Genomic DNA, 18,526 nt, shown 5'->3' on the forward strand with positions numbered 1-18,526 from the left:
AGCAAGTTGGGGTGGGGCCCCAACAAAGAGAAATACGAAAAGCATTCCGCCAAGCAAAGCAAGTTGGGGTGGGACCCCAACAAAAAGACTTTCCAAAAGAAAGTCAACGAACAAAGCGAGTTGGGGTGGCTGAGACGGCACTCTAGGAAAGCGAAGCCATTCAATACGAAGTATTGTGAAAATAGAGAACAGCAGCAAGATATTTTCTAATTGAAAATGATCTTACTGCTGTTTTTCTGAGATTTATGTCCCAGACCATATTTTTTTGGAATTTATATTCCTACCTGTATTATTTTAAATTTTTATCTTAAACTGTATTTTCTTGTATTAATATTTATACTTTAGCCATTATTTTAATGGTAAAGCTTTTGAAATATCAATACCTAAAATGATAGGCATAAAGAAATAAACTACAATAATGATAAGTACGGCACTAATGAGATTGACCCAAAAACCTACATAAGCCATTTCCTTAATTTCTAATTTCCCAGTACCAAACACGATTGCATTGGGCGGTGTTCCCACAGGTAACATATAAGCACAGTTCGCTGCCATAGCTGCAGGAACCATCAATAATAATGGGTGTACATCAACAGCTACAGATAATGATGCCAATATTGGTAATATCATCGTCGCTGTTGCTGTATTGGAAGTTATTTCTGTTAAAAACAGGACAAATAATGTAATAACAGCTACAATAATCATCGGGCTAACACCATCTAAAGATTTTAATTGTAAACCTAACCATTTAGCCAAACCACTCTCTGATATCCCTTTCGCTAAAGCTAAGCCACCACCAAATAAAATTAGTACTCCCCATGGTAATTCTTTAGCCACTTCCCAATCAATGATTCGTTGAAACTGTTGTTTGTTCTTTGCGGGTATAATGAAAAGTAGCACTGAAATAAATATGGCGATGGTACCATCAGCTATTTCTGACGTTACAGACCAATTATTCAATAAAAATTCACGCGAAATCCAGAGTAAACTTGCAAATACAAATATAGCCTGAACAACCTTTTCTTCGTACTTCATTTTGCCAAGCTCATCTAATTTCGATTGAATCAATGATTGTCCACCAGGCAAATATTTCATATCATGTTTAAAAGCTACATATCTTAAATATGCCCATGTTAATGCGATAAGTATAAATACAGTTGGAATACCAATAATCATCCATTTAGCAAAACTAATTTCTTGTCCAAAATGTTGTTCAAATTGTCCTTTCAAAATTATTAATGGTGGCGTTCCTATCAGTGTGCCAAGACCACCTATCGTTCCTGCATAACCTATCGCTAATACTAAAGACTTTTCAAATTTGTGTAAGCTGACTTTGTGTTTTTCTTTATCATTCAATTCATTTGCTTCTTTAATTATAGCTAGTCCAATAGGAATCATTATCATGACAGCTGCTGTGTTTGACACAAACATTGATAGAAACCCTGTTGCTATCATAAAACCCAATAATATTTTGGCTGTACTTGCCCCTATATACTTGATAATCGTTAAGGCAACACGTGTATGCAAATTCCATCTTTCCATTGCAATAGCTAGAATGAAGCCACCTAAAAATAAGAAAATAATATCATTGCCATATTCTGATGATACAGCTTCAGGTGATAACACATGACCAATTGGTAATAAAATTAGCGGTAAAAAACTTGTTGCTGCAATCGGAATTGCTTCTGTTATCCACCAAATTGCAATCCACACAGTTATTGCTAATACAAAAACCCCTTTTTCTGGCAAAGTTGGTGGATGAAAGAAAATTAATATTAAAGCAAAACATAGCGGCCCTATAATAAGTCCTAATAATTGCCCTAAATTGTAAGACTTTTTTGTACTATTTTGCGAGAAAAATGTTAAATAACTTGATGTCCGTTGCTGCGAGTCATTTTTTGAAAATAACATCGCTTCCACCCCCTACATCTTTATGTTAATTATCAAAATATTCACTTAATAGATGATAATTATAAGTATTATAACATATAAAAAAACACCCTTTTGAAAATTAATTCAACAGAGTGTTCGAGTAAATAAATTTTATTATTCAATATTAATTAAATTTATATTGATTTCTTCAGTCTGATTTATGGTCACGTCTTTGGCATCTTCAACATGTATCGTTTTTTCAGCATTATCAAATGTATTAGCCGAAATGCAAACAGTTTGATGCTTCACATTATTATAGCTGCGTATGTGAATAGCATCTTTAGTCATCTTACCTTTAAAATGATTGTTAATAATATTGATATTTCTCCCTGCCTCTGTTTGATGTTCCTGCCCCAGCATATCAGCCGCATTTTTCCCATCTTTCACTGCTAAAAAGCGGATGCCTCCAGCACAGCTAATAAAATGATTATGCGCAATAAATGTATCTTTCCATTTCAATGGTGTCACTGCATAGTCAGTCATGCCATCAAAAACATTATTATTTATGTGAACATTTTCATAAAAATGTTGATAACGACTCGCATGAGAGCCAATCGCCCGATTCCAAGGACCCATGCCAGCTGCTTTAGATTTTCCAAAGTAGCAATTTTCTATCACTACATTTTTAGTTATCGTACCATCACGCGTTCCAAATTTTGGAAATGCTCCAGGCACTTGTATATCGAGTTGAACAGCTTCTGAAAACCAGCGATCTCCATCTACATCTCTAAATCCAATAAATCGACATTGCTTAATATACAAACCATTGATTCCACAAGCATCAATACAGTGGCCTCCTACAACATTTCTAATGGTGACATCCAACAACTGTATATCTTCAGCATGTCCAAAACAAAGTGCGGTATTATTATAGGGACAATTTTTACCGTTCATATCAAAGGTGCCCCCTTTAATATGGATATGACCATTACCACGATATTCATGATAGAAAATATATGGTTTCCCATTTTTCAATAAGGCATCTTTACCTGTTCGCAATAAAGTGGTTTGCTCATCTAGCAATAATGTCGTTCCTTCATAAATAACTAATGCTTTATTTATATGAAATTCACCCGCAGGTATATAAACCGTTTGTCTTCCTTTTCTTCGATGTGCAATATTAAGTGCTTTTTGAATCGCCCGTCTATCTGCACGTCGATTCTTGCCTTTCAACCCATAATCTTGTGCATTGATAATCATATCGCACCTCCTCAAAAAAAGTTGTAACTGCAGTGTCCTATGGCTATACTTATTACTATAAATACATCATATCACATTACACGTTTTTCTTTATTTTAAGCAATTTGGGAGGCAAAAATGATTAAGAAAGCATTAATCGTAGTTGATTATTCAAATGATTTTATCGCAACTGATGGAAAATTAACGTGCGGACATCCAGGCCAAGCCATAGAGGAGTATATCAAATCCCGATTGGAAGCATATCATGCCGCACAACAAGACATTATTTTTACAATGGATTTACATTACGAAGAGGATATTTATCATCCAGAAACCCATCTTTTTCCACCACATAATCTTGCGGGCACACATGGACGAGAATTGTATGGAACGATAGGTGATTTCTATAAGCAACATCAAGATCAAAAGCATATTCACTATCTCGATAAACGTAGATATGATTCTTTTTATGGTACACCTCTTGATTCTCTTTTACGTGAACGGCATATTGATACCATTGAAATCGTAGGTGTGTGCACTGATATTTGTATTCTTCACACAGCGATTTCAGCATATAATTTAGGCTACAATATTCATATACCAGCCAAAGGGGTCGCTTCCTTTAATCCAGCTGGACATGCTTGGGCGTTGCAACATTTTAAAAATACATTGGGCGCAGAGGTAGAAGAATAATCTGAAAACGTGCTAAAATAAAAGATATCATATTTAGTAAGGGAGAATAAAAGCATGACAAAAACTTATATATTCGGGCATAAAAATCCAGATACTGATGCAATTTCATCAGCTATCATTATGGCAGATTTTGAACAACTCAGAGGTAATACTGAAGCAACTGCTTATCGTTTAGGTGACGTAAGTGCAGAAACACAATTTGCGTTAGATCATTTTAATGTCAATGCACCCGAACTTTTAACAGATGATTTGGAAGATCAAGATGTTATTTTAGTTGATCACAATGAATTCCAACAAAGTTCAGATACGATTTCTGGTGCTACAATTAAACATGTTATTGATCACCATAGAATCTCTAACTTTGAAACAGCAGGACCTTTATATTATCGTGCTGAACCAGTGGGTTGTACAGCTACTATTTTATATAAAATGTATAAAGAGCGTGGTTTTGAAATTAAACGTGAAATTGCAGGACTTATGGTGTCTGCAATCATTTCAGACAGCTTATTATTTAAATCACCAACTTGTACTAAAGAAGATGTTGCCGCTGCTCAAGCACTAAAAGACATCGCTCAAATAGATTTAGATAGTTATGGTTTAGATATGCTTAAAGCAGGCGCATCTACTACAGATAAATCTGCTGAATTTTTAATTAATAAAGATGCAAAATCTTTCAACATGGGAGATTATGTCACTCGTATTGCGCAAGTTAACACAGTAGATATTGATGAAGTATTAGACCGTAAAGATGAATTTGAAAAAGTAATGTTAGAAGCAAGTGCCAATGAAAAATATGATTTATTCGTGTTAGTTGTCACTGATATTATCAATAGTAACTCTAAAATATTAGTTGTTGGTGCTGAAAAAGAAAAAGTTGGCGAAGCATTTAATGTTAAGTTAGACGACGGTATGGCATTCTTAACTGGTGTTGTATCACGTAAAAAACAAGTTGTTCCTCAAATAACTGAAGTTTTAATTAAATAAAAGTTTTACAGTTTAATTGAATATTAATTAAGTAACGATTTTCATTGCTCATGCTGTGGAAATCGTTATTTTTTATAGTGAGTCAATATTTATATCATTTTTTCACATTACATCCTCTTACCCTAAATGCAAACACAAAAACTGAATTAGTATGATTATAATGAGCCATATATTACAATGACAATGATATGTATTTATCTTATTAGACATGCTTTTATGGTCAAAACGTAATTATGAGTTTATAAAAAATGAGTCTGGAACATCATTATGTTTTAAACTATAAACTAAATATTGGCAGTAATTGACTTGATTGAAAGTACGCTGATACCAAGCTTTTTTCAATCCTAGTCAACCTTGCCGGGCGAGACTACGAATTCATAATGAATCCTGTCCCACTCCCCATGTCATTAATAATATTGATATAGAAAAAAGGAGGCACTGCATTGAATCACATAGAACAAAGATTTAATGAGAGCAAACAATATTTTAATACTCAAGCTACTAAAAATGTTAAGTTTAGAAAACAGCAATTAAAAAGTTTGCGTAAAAATATTAAAAATAATGAAAAAGCATTACTAGAAGCATTGAAAAAAGACCTAGGCAAAAGCAATGTCGAAGCCTACGCGACTGAAATTGGCATCGTACTAAAAAGTATTAAGCTCGCACTCAAAGAATTAAAATCTTGGACTAAAACCCAACAAGTCGATACCCCATTATTTATGTTTCCAACAAAAAGTTATATTATGAAAGAACCTTATGGTACTGTCTTAATTATCGGACCTTTTAATTATCCTGTTCAACTAGTATTTGAGCCACTCATAGGTGCCATAGCAGCTGGTAATACGGCTATTATTAAGCCATCCGAATTGACACCACACACTACCGAAGTCGTTAAGCACATCATTGAATCGTCTTTTGAACATCGGTATATTAGTATTGTTGAAGGTAGTATTGATGAAACTCAAACGTTGCTTCATCTCCCCTTTGATTACATTTTCTTTACAGGTAGTGAAATGGTTGGACGTATTGTTTATGAAACAGCTAGCAAACAATTGACTCCTGTAACCCTTGAATTAGGAGGAAAATCACCTGTTATTGTCGACGAAACTGCGAATATTAAAGTAGCAAGTGATAGAATAACCTTTGGAAAATTTACAAATGCTGGACAAACGTGCGTAGCACCTGATTATATATTAGTAAATAAAAAAGTAAAATCTACACTAATTACAGCATTAAAACACTCTATTGCAGAATTTTATGGCAAAAATGTTCAAAACAGTCCTGATTATGGGCGCATTATTAATGACAAACATTTTACTAGGTTAAATGAATTATTAAATATTCATCACAATGAAATTATTGTTGGAGGGACTAGCGACAAAGAAAACCGATATATAGCGCCTACATTGTTAGAAAATATTACCCCACATTCTAAAATTATGGAAGAAGAAATATTTGGCCCTATTCTACCTATCATTGAATACGATGATTTTAATGAGGCATTAGATATCGTGCGCGCAAAATCAAAACCTTTAAGTTGTTACTTGTTTAGTGAAGATGAAAATAATACACAACGCGTACTGAATGAATTATCATTTGGTGGCGGTGCAATTAATGATACTTTAATGCATTTAGCTAATCCAAATTTACCTTTTGGAGGCGTTGGTGCTTCAGGCATTGGACAATATCATGGTAAATATTCATTTGATACATTTAGTCATGATAAATCTTATATATTTAAATCGACACGTTTAGATTCAAGTATGATTTATCCACCTTATAAAGGTAAATTAAAATACATTAAAGCGTTTTTTAAAAATTAATAAACAAGCCCAATAACTACAAGGCAGTTTTGATAGATTGACTATCATGACAACATATGCCAATGTGTTATTGGGCTTATTTTTATCTATTATTTCAATTTAAAAATGTGACACAAACACCTTCTGGAGCAACATGTGTTGAATCAGTCAACAATAACTTTCCAGTATCATGATTGCGTTCAAAGACTGTGACAATGCCTCCATCTTCTTGATGTGCACAAACAATGTAATCATCTGAAGCTGTTATATTAAAGTCTCGAGGAAATACGCCGCCACTTTTAACGATATCAATTAACTCTAGATGTGCACCTTCGTCACTTAATTTAAAAATGGCAATGCTATCATCTCCCCTATTACTCACATAGATAAAACGTTGGTCGTGAGATAAGCGTACTGCTGCTAACTTCGTTTCATTTTGTAGCTGTTCTGGTATTGTTGAATGACGTTCTAATTCATGAAACTCGCCATTTTGATAAGTTGTCACACTGATGATATTTGATAATTCATGTACCACATACGCATATTGTCCATTGTTATGAAATGCGATATGACGAGGCCCATCTGCATCATTAAATTGTGATACTGCACTTTCTTTAAATCCTTTATCACTGAATTCATATGTGATAATTCGATCCGCACCCAAATCAGTAACAACAACAAAGCGTTGATCTGGTGTCTCATGAATGAAGTGTGCATGTGAGTGTTCTTGACGTTCATGAGAACCAAGGGGATAATGGAGTGCTAATTCATCTATAAGGTTGATAATATGGCCTGTTTGAGTATCCAATTTATATAATCTCACAAGTCCAGCACTATATACTGCCTCAAAAAGGTATTCACCACTTGTTGATATAGATATATAACAACCTGTCCCTTCCGTTGATGGCAGACATTGATTCATATATGTTAAAGAGCCATCCGCTTCCTTTTTAAAACTTGCAACACCACACTGAGCATCCTCTTTTGTGATTGCATATAAATAATCATCTGTCTGAGCCAAATATGTTGATGCTTCAATGTTGTAACCTGTTTCTAAAAATTTGATACGCCCTTGTACATCATCTAATTCATAACGATAAATACCCTTTCCGTTATGTTTCGTATATGACCCAATATATCCAATTGTCATAACTATCATCCCTCCAAACTTCTTATTTACTATTCTATAAAAGATTACAATTAAATAACAACTATTTAACAAATAAAAAAACAGCGTCTGTAACACTAACAGACACTGACTAAAACAATATAGAATTAAGCATTATTTCCTTCAATATCAGAAATAATTTCTTTTGTTTTTCTTTCGATATCTTCAAAATCTTTTTTGAAAATGTAAGCAAAAGCTACAAAACCTACACTTACAATGACAGTTGTAATAGCCACTAAGCTAAATACAAATTTAAATAATCCTTTAATAAAGTTCCACATTGCGATTTCACCTCTATTTAAAAATAAGCATATTTACAATATATAATATTATCACATATGCATTTACCATTAAACTTATACCCTTATTCTGATATAATAATCAAAAGCTTATCACAATATTTTGTTACCAATTCCACCAATTAATAATAGCATTTTTTACTTTATTATAAGTGTTTCCATTCATGAAAATCACCTCATTAATTATGATTAGCAATATCTAATGCTGTTATTTATTATAAATTCATTATTGTGAAAAATACAATTAATAACATATTACAATTCTGTAATAAATTAACTTGTGGAGGTTTACAATGCAACATGTTCAAACTGAAATTATGACACATCGTGGCTCACACTATGATTTAGGTGTTAAAACAGCTCAATGGTTACGTAAAACCCCTTTACTAAAAAATAGAGAACAAGAGTGGAAGAAACGCATGCCAAGATTTGATATAGATGTTAAAGAAACGTATGGCGTTTTTCAAACATATGCGCCAGAAATATGGCAAGAACTAACTGGAATGCAAGATGTATTAAATCTTCCAAGTAAACAAATGGTCTTAAATTTCGCACATTATCGTTTTACTGATTTACCAGAGAGCGGTTGTACCGTCTTTCAAGGCAAAGATTATATGGTCAGAAATTATGATTATCATCCTGCAACTTATGATGGTCGTTACTTATTATTTCAACCGAATGATGGTGGTTTAGCTCAAATTGGACCTACATCCAGAGTGACAGGTCGAATGGATGGCATGAATGAAGCTGGCCTAGTAATGGGGTACAATTTCATGCATCGTAAAAAGCCAGGTAATGGATTTGTATGCTATATGATTGGTCGCTTAATTTTACAATATTGTAAAACTGTTGATGATGCAATTACGTTTTTACAAGAACTTCCTCATAGAAGTTCTTTCAGCTACATAGTTATGGATAAAAACTTAAACCATGCAATTATTGAAGTCACGCCTCGCAGTTTCAACGTCCGTTATGATAAAGTATGTACGAATCACTTTGAACTTTTAACTCACGAAAATAGAAATTATACGGCTGAATCTCAAGCTCGCCTTGAACATACTATCAGTCAAACAACACAATCACTTGACAAACATCAAGCATTCAAACTATTTAATGATCCTCAATATGAAATATATAGTAAATTATTCAGAAGTTGGTCTGGTACGATCCACACTTCTATGTATGAACCACAATCTTTATTTGCATGGATGACTTTAGGTGAAAATAAAGCGCCACGCGTTATTGATTTTCAAGCATGGTTAAACGGCACGCCGGTATCCTTTAATCAATTTGATGGTCGTTTAGATACTGATTTAACCTTTGCTACTTATTAATGAAAAAACATTAAATAACGTGTTTACTTCTATAACGAATAAACAAAAGAGAATAAGTCTCTGACAACATATAATTAAACATTAGGAATTAGTTTAAAGTATTTAGACAAGGCTTTTGAGGGTTCAAGATGTGCTGAAACTATTACCAATGAAAGCAAGTCAATAATACGAACGATCGTTAATAAAGAAAAGAGCGGGACTACGAGTTCATGATGAATTCGCAGTCCCGCCCTGGCAAGGTTGACTAGGATTGAAAAAAGCTTGGTATCAGCGTACTTTCAATCAAGTCAATTACTGCCAATATTTAGTTTATAGTTTAAAACATAATGATGTACCAAACTGAACTGTTTTCTAGGTATCATGTTTTAGACTCTGTGTCATCTAATTATTGGATTATTATATCTCCATCAGTTGTATAAAACTCTAAAATGTTGTGACTGATACCTACTTTTCCTTCTTTAAATGCTGACTGTGTGACAACACTTTTACCGTGACCTGGATGAAGTTTTAATAATGTGTTTTTTGGCTTTCGTTTATATGCAAAATTAATGTCTCCATTTTTCGTAGCTGCTTTCAAATTTGATTGTCGCGGCATATCTTCAAATCTTATATCTCCTTGATTAGCAAGAAAAATAGAATCATTCATTTGGCTATTTTCAATGTTAAAGCCCCCACTGTCTACTTTAAAACGACTTGACCGCATCTTACTGTTATTGATGTTCATATAATAATTATCGCCATTGATTTCAGCATTATCGAAATGACAATTGGTAATATTTATGCTATCAACCCCTTTATAAATTGTTGTCTCAGCTGACTGAATACCATCAATAATTAACTTATTGTTTGGAGCATCGATCGTTAAATGCTTTAACATTTTAGATGGTACCTCTATTTCAATCATATAATTAATGGTTCTAAATGGATTGACATTAACACTATAACCTCTATTTGAAGATTTGGTTTGCATTACGCGCAATGTACCTTTGTATTTATGCATAGTTACCTTATTATCACTGTAATATTTCACCTTAAATTGTTTACCTTGCTTTATATGAACGCCACCAGAAGCTTTAATTGATAAACTTTTTATTTCATTTGCATCATAAGACTGAGTATATTTCAAATTTTTATATTTTTCTTTATCATGCATAAACCATGATAGTGTACCGCTAATGAAGAAAATAATAAATATAGCGATACCTGCAATCATTACTTTTTTCATTATTGGACGCTTCCTTTAACCGTTTTAATATACCACATTAAATATTTAATAATTAAACGATAAATTAAATTAACCAGTTTTAATGCTAAAACGATAAATATTAATCCCAATCCTGAATATGAAAGCCCAAATAAAATATTACTCAATGAATCTGGAATGTGTCGCCACAAACTTACGAGCATTAAAATGATAGGTGTTAATGTTAGAACACAAGCCATTACCAATATAAGCATTAAAATCATCCCAACAATTAATGTAGGAATTAAAATAAATAGCGTCGATAATACACCTAAACTAAGTGATGCCATAACTGCTCTAACAACATTACGTAGATTAGGACGGAACTCTGCATAACTAATCGCTGATTTCGCTTTAAAATTTTTGGCAATATTTTGCGGTTCCGGCATTTTTGTAACAATTTGTTGTTCTGTTTTCCCTTGTTGTTCTTCAGCCAAAAACATCGATTCATACTTATACATAATTTGGTCTTTTTGTTCTCGAGGCAACTCATCTAATTCAATTTCAAGCTGGTTTAAAAAAGTAATCTTATCCATACGTTCACTCCACTATATCGTTTATCTATATATCATATTTAGTGGTAAAAATTTAATAAGTCGAATGTATTAGCGACTGAAAAATTCTAATCGTTTTACACTATTATCTTTATATAAAATAGATAATTTCATATGATTTTGCTTATCAAAATATGTAATTGACTTATATTTCTTGCCCTGATGTGTTTTTTTATAGCTTTCCCCTAAATTCATAATGGCTTGATCAATTGAATCACCAATTTGAACTCCAAAATTAGTAGTAATATTAGAATGATTAATTAACACAATCCCTTTTATTTTATTACTATGCTTTTGAACTTTAACTATAAGATTTTTATACTTTTTATGTGTATAAAAACGATATCTATCTAACTTTATTTTGTGGTTCAGTTGATAATCCGAACTATTGAATTGTTGATTTAGTTGTAAATCATTAATTTTTAGTTCAGATAAATCCACCGACTTTTCATTTTTATAAACATTTAAACTTATTAAAACAATAATGGAACTTATTAAGAATATTAAAAAAACAATCCATCTGTTTTCAATACGCACTTTATTCACCACTTTCTTACTATTTATTAAATATATCATAAGCACTAGCTCGTTGCATTTATCTTTATGGTATCTTTATGAATATCTTATAAAAGAAAGCGTCTTCATTTGTATATTATGCATTTGTTGCTATAATTATATAAACTACTTAATGGGAGGAAATGATTATGGCTAAGTTAGAAACATATTTTAAGCAAAGTCAACCTATTGGTCAGTACATTGATGACATGACAGTAAACAAGGAAAATGTATTGTCAATTTATGAGTCATTCAAGCTACCTAATGATGATCAGCGACTCAAACAGTTGCAACAATCAGCTTACAGCAAAGTATTAGTAATATCAGAAGACTGGTGTGGCGATGCGATGATGAATTTACCTATTCTGAAACGTATCAGCGAAGAACTAAATTGGGAAGTGCGTGTCTTCCATAGAGACGAAGATACGGATTTAATTGATCAATATTTAACTAATGGTACATCTCGTTCGATTCCCATTTTTATCTTTTTAAACGATAACTATGAACAAGAGACCGTTTGGGGTCCACGTGCACAAATTGTTCAAAAATTTGTCGATGACGTTCGTTCAACGCACTTACCTAACAAAGAAGATGCTAATTACGAAGATAAGTTAAATGAAACACATGTTATTATTTCTAATCGTTATAAAACAGACTCTACATTATGGCAAGCTGTTTATGACTCTATTATTACGAAATTAAGTTAATTATCCAATGTAAAAACACCCTAAAAGTTAGAAAAAAGCTAACTTTTAGGGTGTACTTTGTTTCAATATTACTTTTATTATTTTTAATATTTTTTATATATCGCGCTTAGTTGCATAAAACAGTGTTGTTACAAAAAGCACTACAATTGATGCGATTGAGATAAACCACTGCCAATTTGTAAATTCTATATTGCTATTTAATTCTTTTTTTGTTAAATAGCTAAACGGTATATATTTCATCGCATCTTGTATGTGTTCTCCCCATTCTGGAATAAGTCCTAAAAATGGATCAATAAATGGCACAATAAAGATTAAGAAAATACCTATTGTAAATATCACTGCTGGCTTTTGAACAATGAGTGTCAGCAAGAATAATACTAATCCATAAAATAATAAGAAAATCACATAGAACCAAATGTTTTTTAGGAATATATCTCCATCTAATTTATCGCCCTTAGTAAAGGCTTGAATTAACAGCATAGAAATATAAGCTACTCCTGCAAATATAAGTGCTATCAAAATAATTGATATAACTTTCGCCATCACATATCCAATTCTGCTAGAAACTCTGTTCATATAAAGTTGAATTGTCCCTTGTGAATAATCTCTAGTGATTGTTTTAATTACAAAAAGCGTGCCCACAAATAGTAAAGCCCAGTTAATCATTGGAATTAATGACTCATAGTGGACTTTATGCGCATTTTTCATAAACAAGTAGGATACTAGTCCAAATAACCCACCAACAAGTGCAATTGCCACATATGTCAAATAACTTTTTATTATACTAATTAAATCATATTTCACTAGTTGTAAGCTTCTCATTATTTATCACCTCTTTGATTAATATTAAAATACGTGTCGCGCAATGAATTTTTACGTGATTCAATAAACATTGGGTACACATGACGTTGCGCTAACAATTTAAGTAATTGACTATAATCTTGTTGAATTTTAATATGCAATTCTCCAAGTTCAGCATGTGACTCGAGTACATTGAAATGGTTCTCTAGCACTTCTTTCGCCTCGTCAAACTGCTCTACCTTAACTTTAATAATAGTAGCATCATCAATACTTCCTTTTGTCATATCAACATCTTGTACAAATTTACCATTTCTTAAGAAAATAGCACGATCACAAATTAATTCAATATCTTCAAGTTTATGACTAGAGATAAGTATTTTCATTTGTAGTTCTTCAACTAATGACTTAATTGTCTCAAGAACATCAATCGATCCATCTGGGTCCATACCATTCGTTGGTTCATCTAAAATCAAATACTTTGGTTTATTCATCAAAGAAACTGCAATTGCTAATTTTTGTTTCATACCCATAGAGTATTTTTTAACTTTTTTATTAATATATGATCTCATTCCAAAAGCATCGATAATTTTATCTGAATAACTTTTATCAAATCCATTACCTAATACTTGAGCAAATAATTTCAAATTATCTAATCCGGATTTATTATCATAAAGCTTTGGATGTTCGATTAAATAACCTATATTATCTTCACGATTAACCGCAACTTCTCCTTGATAGTTGATAATATTATTGTTCATCACTTTCATCAATGTTGTCTTTCCAACACCATTTTTACCAATAAGTCCTACAATTTGACTTTCCTTAAAATCAAAATCAATTTGGTCTAACACGACATTATCTTTATATGTTTTGGTGATTTTCTTTAATTGCATCAAATACCTCCTGACTTTTTATAAACGTTTAATGTATTTTAACTGTATGAAATAATTAATAATAAATATGAGAATTGCAATTACTAATAATCCGTTGTTTAAAAAATAAGCAACCTCATTTTTAGACAATTGATTATTGAACAAAGCATGATTTAAAACTGTAAAGAAAAATGAATACATAACTGGTATAACAATTAACATGAAGATTAAATAACCAACATAGCTAACGCCTTTTCGCTTATACTCCGTATATTTTGGAAAAGCGATTGGTATAGATAGGAAATTAACAATTAAAAATGAATATGCAGTTGAAATATGCAGTCGATTCATGAGTTCATTATCAATTGTTTGACTATCATATAAACCGATGACCAGTGCTCCAAAAAGTGTTAACAATAAGCACGTAAGATAATTTGCACGAAGCATGTCCTTTTTAGATACGGGCAAACTGGCAAAATATATATAGGCTTGTTGTCCACCTAGTCTTTTATGCACTCTAAACATATGTCCTGCATCAAAGATACTAATTATCATTAAGATGATACCTATTGGAATAAAGATGATAAATCCAAAATCTGTATTTACTGTAATAATAATGTAAATTGGAAAGAACACTAAAAGCCCTAAGTATATGTAAAGGGTCCATTGTCGTAATTTAAAGTTTCGCATCAGAAGGGATTTCATTGTGAATCCTCCCTTACTGATAGATTATTTTTCTGCCCTTTATCTAAATAAATCATTAATTCTTCTATCGTCGGACTATAAACTTCTACATCATGACCAAAAAGCTCTTTAAATGTATTACCGTGACTCGTCAATCCTAAGTAACCAGTGTGGCGTATCTCTTTGTAATCTAGTAGGTCATCTAGTTCGCTATCTAATTGAGCTGCATCACCTTTGACAATATCATATTTTGCTAATAAAGCATCACATTCACCTGTTAATAAGATTTCACCATGCTTTAGATAAACTAAATAGTCGGCAATTTTTTCTAAATCAGACATAATATGCGTTGACATCAATACTGTCTTTTGTTCATCTAATAGTTCATGTTGTATCAATGTCAGAACTTCATTACGAGCTACTGGATCTAATCCAGAGGTAGGCTCGTCAAAAACAAACAGTTCTGCGTGATGACTAAGTGCTAACGCTAATGATAATTTCATTTTCATCCCACTCGAAAGCATCTTTATCTTTTGCTGCTTGTTCAAGTGAAATTGTCTCAAGTAATCGTTAAAACACTTCGTATCCCACTGATTATAAAAAGGTGCCGTATAATACTCTAATTTATCGATTGTCCAATCAGGATTTGCATATATATCTGAATAGACAAAGCCTATTTTATCCTTAATGTACTGTGGTGCATCATCCATAGTACGATTAAAGAGTTGAATTGTTCCACTAGAAGCCTCGAGTAAACCCATTATCAGACGTATGATGGTCGTTTTACCAGACCCATTAGCTCCGATAAAACCAGTGACAAATCCACGTGGTATATTAAAGGAAATATTTTTGAGTTCAATTGATGGATTTTTGTAATTAACGTTGTTTAGTTCTACAACATTCATACTTCATCCTCCTCATAAATCAAAGAGATAATTTCCTTTATTTCTGCTAAAGGCATACCAATCGTTTTAGCCTCTTTACACAATGAATGAGCAAGTTGTTCAATCACAATAAATTGTTTCTCTTTTAAAATAGATTGGTCTTGTTCTTTAACAAAGGTGCCTTTTCCTCTAATTGTAGTCACAAATCCATCTTTTTCTAAATCTTCATAAGCACGTTTTGTCGTGATTAAACTGACTTGTAAATCCTTAGCCAGCTCTCTCATTGATGGTAAATGGCTCCCAGCATCTATCTGACCTGTTAAAATATTTTCTTTTATTTGCTGCTTTATTTGTTCATATATAGGTTGATTAGAGGTGTTTTTTATCAGTATTTTCATGCACGTCCCCCTTTAATAACTGTATATACATAATATACACACTATAACTTCATATGTAAAGAGAAAAAGAGAGATTTATTGTTTTATTCAGGAGGACTGTATATATACTATATATATGCAATTGCATTTTCTCGTAATATATAAGCCGTAAAATGCCTGAAGTTCAGCAATTTACGACTTAAGTATATCGATAAGAACATGGTAAAAAATGTAATTATTATTACTTTATTTTCTATTTTGCTTGCGTCTATCATTGTTCCGACTAATAAAAGCACAAATAATGAACAAAATAGCAGCGGTTAAAATTTTAATTCCTGAGCTTTCGTGATTCGTAGCTTGTAAATAGTATCCAAGAACAAAAAGAATAATTGCTAAAATAGCAAATATTTTAGTTAAATGCTTCATTTCATTCACCTCAACACGAGCATTATATCAGACTTAGCTACAACAATGAACTGATTTTAATAACTATAAATAAGATAGCACACTTTTATATTGATGAAATTAGAATCGAATGTTAGAATATAGGTGTATCCACAAATTATGCTACACAACCCCAAGTCTGTTGCCGCAGACTTGGGGTTTTTTGTGTATGGTCATCCTTTATCTTTCCATTTGTTTTCTAACCAAATACGAAAAATAACAAGTATTCCACCTGTTAATAATGTAGTTATTACATCTAACCACCACGTCATTATGCTACACCTCCCAAACTGCAAAGTGCCATTGGATAGATGACCTGTTCTTATTTTAACATAAAAATAGAACATGTGTTCGCATTAAAGAAATTTATTTCCCTATATTTTTAACATGACTTTATCTTTATCAATTTTCAAGATAATATAAGTATGAATATAAATTAAAGTGAGGTTAAATAAATGAACCCATTAGCACAGAACTTAAATAATGAACTTTATCAGTACAATCCAGAAGTTTTATCCATGTTGTCTCAATTAGGTAAAGAAATGTTTTACCCAAAAGGTATTCTTTCCCAATCAGCAGATGCCAAGTCTACAAAATATAATGCAACAATAGGAATGGCCACAGATAAAGACGGTAAAATGTATGCTAACGAATTATATGGTGTCTTTAATCATTTATCACCAGATGAAATTTTTCCTTATGCGCCACCTCAAGGCATTGAAGGATTAAGAACATTGTGGCAAGAAAAAATATTAAAAGAAAATCCAGATTTAAAGTCACATATGATCAGTAAACCAATCGTGACAAATGCGCTTACTCATGGTTTGTCACTAATTGGTGATCTCTTTGTTGATACAAATGATACTATTTTATTGCCATCACATAATTGGGGTAACTATAAACTAATCTTTAATACAAGACATCAAGCTAATATCAATACTTATGATATTTTTGATAATAATGGCCATTATACTACGGATGCATTAGTATCAACTTTAGAACATTACACTTCTGACAAGGTTATTATGATTTTAAATTATCCAAATAATCCAACTGGCTATACACCAACTAAACAAGAAGTGAAAACAATTGTTGAAGCCATTGAAGCATTAGCCAATAAGGGGACAAAAGTAATTGCGGTTGTAGACGATGCATATTATGGTTTATTTTATGAAGATGTCTATACGCAATCTATCTTCACAGCGCTCACTACTTTAAATCACAAGAATATTTTACCTGTTCGTTTAGATGGTGCAACAAAAGAATTTTTTGCATGGGGATTGCGTGTTGGCTTTATGACATTTGGTATTCATAATGATACAGCTCAACAAGTATTAGAAGCTAAAGTCAAAGGGTTAATCAGAAGTAATATATCTAGTGGACCAATGCCATCACAAAGCGCAATTAAATATGTATTAGAACATCATGAGCAATTTAATAAAGAAATTCAAACAAACATTAATACTTTGCAAGAGCGTTATGCTGTAACTAAAGAAGTCGTTTATGATAAACAATACCAACGTCATTGGCAAGCTTATGATTTTAATTCAGGCTACTTTATGGCACTTAAAGTGAACGGTGTTGATCCTGAGGAATTACGTGTTCATTTAATTAATAAATATTCAATCGGTATTATTGCCTTAAATGACACTGATATTCGTGTTGCCTTCAGCTGTGTCGAAAAAGATGATATTCCGCATGTATTTAATTCGATTGCTCAAGCTATTGAAGATTTAAAATAAGGAAATCGTTGATTTGAAAAACATTTTTTAGAATATCATTCATGAAAAATATAGCCTAGACCATTTTCCCCTAAATAATAGAGTCTGGCACATAAATCTCAGAGAAGGAGCACTCAGATGAATTGAATTCAACTCATCTGAGCGCTCCTTTTTGATTTAATACTTCGTATTGTTTGCTCGCTTTCTTAGGGGACAGCTTTAGTCACCCCAACTTGCTTTGTTCGACGAAATGCTTTTCGCATTTCTTTTTGTTGGGGCCCCACCCCAACTCG

Annotated in this window: 19 protein-coding genes; 6 read left to right on the forward strand and 13 right to left on the reverse strand. The window is 32.2% G+C overall.

The annotated features are described in order from the left end of the window. Positions 1-348 precede the first annotated feature (348 nt). Positions 349-1,911 (reverse strand): SLC13 family permease, encoded by a 1,563-nt coding sequence (locus tag HMPREF2864_RS04210; RefSeq protein WP_037543609.1) that lies wholly within the window; start codon positions 1,909-1,911, stop codon positions 349-351. 135 nt (positions 1,912-2,046) lie between these two features. Beyond that, positions 2,047-3,132 (reverse strand): glycosyl hydrolase family 28-related protein, encoded by a 1,086-nt coding sequence (locus HMPREF2864_RS04215; RefSeq protein ID WP_002461383.1) that lies wholly within the window; start codon positions 3,130-3,132, stop codon positions 2,047-2,049. A 117-nt stretch (positions 3,133-3,249) separates the two neighbouring features. Between HMPREF2864_RS04215 and HMPREF2864_RS04220 the strand changes: the two genes are divergently transcribed. From HMPREF2864_RS04220 to HMPREF2864_RS04230, 3 genes are all read left to right on the forward strand, one after another. Beyond that, complete coding sequence (locus tag HMPREF2864_RS04220; protein WP_002477934.1) at positions 3,250-3,804, forward strand: cysteine hydrolase family protein; 555 nt, start codon at positions 3,250-3,252, stop codon at positions 3,802-3,804. A 54-nt stretch (positions 3,805-3,858) separates the two neighbouring features. Then, complete coding sequence (locus HMPREF2864_RS04225) at positions 3,859-4,788, forward strand: manganese-dependent inorganic pyrophosphatase (protein WP_002461385.1); 930 nt, start codon at positions 3,859-3,861, stop codon at positions 4,786-4,788. A 443-nt stretch (positions 4,789-5,231) separates the two neighbouring features. Further along, complete coding sequence (locus HMPREF2864_RS04230) at positions 5,232-6,611, forward strand: aldehyde dehydrogenase (protein WP_070545032.1); 1,380 nt, start codon at positions 5,232-5,234, stop codon at positions 6,609-6,611. A gap of 94 nt (positions 6,612-6,705) precedes the next feature. On the opposite strand, the gene HMPREF2864_RS04235 is transcribed toward HMPREF2864_RS04230, so the two are convergent. Further along, positions 6,706-7,740: a 6-phosphogluconolactonase gene (locus HMPREF2864_RS04235; protein ID WP_037543612.1), complete on the reverse strand. Its 1,035-nt coding sequence runs from the start codon at positions 7,738-7,740 to the stop codon at positions 6,706-6,708. A gap of 125 nt (positions 7,741-7,865) precedes the next feature. After that, positions 7,866-8,039, reverse strand: coding sequence for a hypothetical protein (locus HMPREF2864_RS12030; RefSeq protein ID WP_002461390.1), 174 nt, complete (start codon positions 8,037-8,039; stop codon positions 7,866-7,868). 311 nt (positions 8,040-8,350) lie between these two features. On the opposite strand from HMPREF2864_RS12030, the gene HMPREF2864_RS04240 reads away from it, so the two are divergent. Then, entirely contained in the window at positions 8,351-9,391 is a 1,041-nt protein-coding gene (locus HMPREF2864_RS04240) for a C45 family autoproteolytic acyltransferase/hydrolase (protein ID WP_070545033.1), read from the forward strand. A 385-nt stretch (positions 9,392-9,776) separates the two neighbouring features. Here HMPREF2864_RS04240 and HMPREF2864_RS04245 read toward each other — a convergent pair whose 3' ends face one another. From HMPREF2864_RS04245 to HMPREF2864_RS04255, 3 genes are all read right to left on the reverse strand, one after another. Further along, positions 9,777-10,616, reverse strand: coding sequence for a DUF4097 family beta strand repeat-containing protein (locus HMPREF2864_RS04245; RefSeq protein ID WP_002461393.1), 840 nt, complete (start codon positions 10,614-10,616; stop codon positions 9,777-9,779). Beyond that, a complete protein-coding gene (locus HMPREF2864_RS04250; protein ID WP_002461394.1) occupies positions 10,616-11,170 on the reverse strand; it encodes an HAAS signaling domain-containing protein in 555 nt (184 codons plus the stop codon). The genes HMPREF2864_RS04245 and HMPREF2864_RS04250 overlap by 1 nt, the downstream gene beginning before the upstream one ends. Before the next feature lie 69 nt (positions 11,171-11,239). Beyond that, positions 11,240-11,764, reverse strand: coding sequence for a hypothetical protein (locus HMPREF2864_RS04255; protein ID WP_002461396.1), 525 nt, complete (start codon positions 11,762-11,764; stop codon positions 11,240-11,242). Positions 11,765-11,892: 128 nt separating this feature from the next. On the opposite strand from HMPREF2864_RS04255, the gene HMPREF2864_RS04260 reads away from it, so the two are divergent. Continuing rightward, positions 11,893-12,450, forward strand: a complete 558-nt coding sequence (locus HMPREF2864_RS04260) for a thioredoxin family protein (protein ID WP_002461397.1) — start codon at positions 11,893-11,895, stop codon at positions 12,448-12,450. A gap of 93 nt (positions 12,451-12,543) precedes the next feature. Here HMPREF2864_RS04260 and HMPREF2864_RS04265 read toward each other — a convergent pair whose 3' ends face one another. The 6 genes from HMPREF2864_RS04265 to HMPREF2864_RS04290 all read right to left on the reverse strand — a co-directional run bounded on the left by HMPREF2864_RS04265 (position 12,544) and on the right by HMPREF2864_RS04290 (position 16,494). After that, on the reverse strand, positions 12,544-13,272 hold the full coding sequence (locus HMPREF2864_RS04265; protein ID WP_002461398.1) for a phenol-soluble modulin export ABC transporter permease subunit PmtD: 729 nt from the start codon (positions 13,270-13,272) through the stop codon (positions 12,544-12,546). Next, a complete protein-coding gene (locus tag HMPREF2864_RS04270; RefSeq protein WP_070545035.1) occupies positions 13,272-14,144 on the reverse strand; it encodes a phenol-soluble modulin export ABC transporter ATP-binding protein PmtC in 873 nt (290 codons plus the stop codon). Before HMPREF2864_RS04270 ends, HMPREF2864_RS04265 begins: the two co-directional genes overlap by 1 nt. Before the next feature lie 18 nt (positions 14,145-14,162). After that, positions 14,163-14,828, reverse strand: a complete 666-nt coding sequence (locus HMPREF2864_RS04275; protein ID WP_002461401.1) for a phenol-soluble modulin export ABC transporter permease subunit PmtB — start codon at positions 14,826-14,828, stop codon at positions 14,163-14,165. Next, entirely contained in the window at positions 14,825-15,712 is an 888-nt protein-coding gene (locus HMPREF2864_RS04280; RefSeq protein WP_002461402.1) for a phenol-soluble modulin export ABC transporter ATP-binding protein PmtA, read from the reverse strand. The genes HMPREF2864_RS04275 and HMPREF2864_RS04280 overlap by 4 nt, the downstream gene beginning before the upstream one ends. Further along, the gene (locus HMPREF2864_RS04285; RefSeq protein ID WP_002461404.1) at positions 15,709-16,089 is read right to left on the reverse strand and encodes a PSM export ABC transporter transcriptional regulator PmtR; all 381 of its coding nucleotides are present in this window, start codon (positions 16,087-16,089) and stop codon (positions 15,709-15,711) included. The genes HMPREF2864_RS04280 and HMPREF2864_RS04285 overlap by 4 nt, the downstream gene beginning before the upstream one ends. A gap of 225 nt (positions 16,090-16,314) precedes the next feature. Continuing rightward, the gene (locus HMPREF2864_RS04290; RefSeq protein ID WP_002461405.1) at positions 16,315-16,494 is read right to left on the reverse strand and encodes an SE1626 family protein; all 180 of its coding nucleotides are present in this window, start codon (positions 16,492-16,494) and stop codon (positions 16,315-16,317) included. 473 nt (positions 16,495-16,967) lie between these two features. Between HMPREF2864_RS04290 and HMPREF2864_RS04295 the strand changes: the two genes are divergently transcribed. After that, positions 16,968-18,254: an aminotransferase class I/II-fold pyridoxal phosphate-dependent enzyme gene (locus HMPREF2864_RS04295; RefSeq protein ID WP_002461408.1), complete on the forward strand. Its 1,287-nt coding sequence runs from the start codon at positions 16,968-16,970 to the stop codon at positions 18,252-18,254. Positions 18,255-18,526 lie beyond the last annotated feature (272 nt).

Origin of the sequence: Staphylococcus sp. HMSC059F04 (genome assembly GCF_001812565.1) — a bacterium.
GTDB classification, from domain to species: domain Bacteria; phylum Bacillota; class Bacilli; order Staphylococcales; family Staphylococcaceae; genus Staphylococcus; species Staphylococcus lugdunensis.

Coding starts and splice junctions, on each gene's coding strand:
- HMPREF2864_RS04210 (WP_037543609.1), bottom strand. CDS start 1,911: ATGTTATTTTCAAAAAATGACTCGCAGCAACGGACATCAAGTTATTTA.
- HMPREF2864_RS04215 (WP_002461383.1), bottom strand. CDS start 3,132: ATGATTATCAATGCACAAGATTATGGGTTGAAAGGCAAGAATCGACGT.
- HMPREF2864_RS04220 (WP_002477934.1), top strand. CDS start 3,250: ATGATTAAGAAAGCATTAATCGTAGTTGATTATTCAAATGATTTTATC.
- HMPREF2864_RS04225 (WP_002461385.1), top strand. CDS start 3,859: ATGACAAAAACTTATATATTCGGGCATAAAAATCCAGATACTGATGCA.
- HMPREF2864_RS04235 (WP_037543612.1), bottom strand. CDS start 7,740: ATGACAATTGGATATATTGGGTCATATACGAAACATAACGGAAAGGGT.
- HMPREF2864_RS12030 (WP_002461390.1), bottom strand. CDS start 8,039: ATGTGGAACTTTATTAAAGGATTATTTAAATTTGTATTTAGCTTAGTG.
- HMPREF2864_RS04240 (WP_070545033.1), top strand. CDS start 8,351: ATGCAACATGTTCAAACTGAAATTATGACACATCGTGGCTCACACTAT.
- HMPREF2864_RS04245 (WP_002461393.1), bottom strand. CDS start 10,616: ATGAAAAAAGTAATGATTGCAGGTATCGCTATATTTATTATTTTCTTC.
- HMPREF2864_RS04250 (WP_002461394.1), bottom strand. CDS start 11,170: ATGGATAAGATTACTTTTTTAAACCAGCTTGAAATTGAATTAGATGAG.
- HMPREF2864_RS04255 (WP_002461396.1), bottom strand. CDS start 11,764: ATGATATATTTAATAAATAGTAAGAAAGTGGTGAATAAAGTGCGTATT.
- HMPREF2864_RS04260 (WP_002461397.1), top strand. CDS start 11,893: ATGGCTAAGTTAGAAACATATTTTAAGCAAAGTCAACCTATTGGTCAG.
- HMPREF2864_RS04265 (WP_002461398.1), bottom strand. CDS start 13,272: ATGAGAAGCTTACAACTAGTGAAATATGATTTAATTAGTATAATAAAA.
- HMPREF2864_RS04270 (WP_070545035.1), bottom strand. CDS start 14,144: ATGCAATTAAAGAAAATCACCAAAACATATAAAGATAATGTCGTGTTA.
- HMPREF2864_RS04275 (WP_002461401.1), bottom strand. CDS start 14,828: ATGAAATCCCTTCTGATGCGAAACTTTAAATTACGACAATGGACCCTT.
- HMPREF2864_RS04280 (WP_002461402.1), bottom strand. CDS start 15,712: ATGAATGTTGTAGAACTAAACAACGTTAATTACAAAAATCCATCAATT.
- HMPREF2864_RS04285 (WP_002461404.1), bottom strand. CDS start 16,089: ATGAAAATACTGATAAAAAACACCTCTAATCAACCTATATATGAACAA.
- HMPREF2864_RS04290 (WP_002461405.1), bottom strand. CDS start 16,494: ATGAAGCATTTAACTAAAATATTTGCTATTTTAGCAATTATTCTTTTT.
- HMPREF2864_RS04295 (WP_002461408.1), top strand. CDS start 16,968: ATGAACCCATTAGCACAGAACTTAAATAATGAACTTTATCAGTACAAT.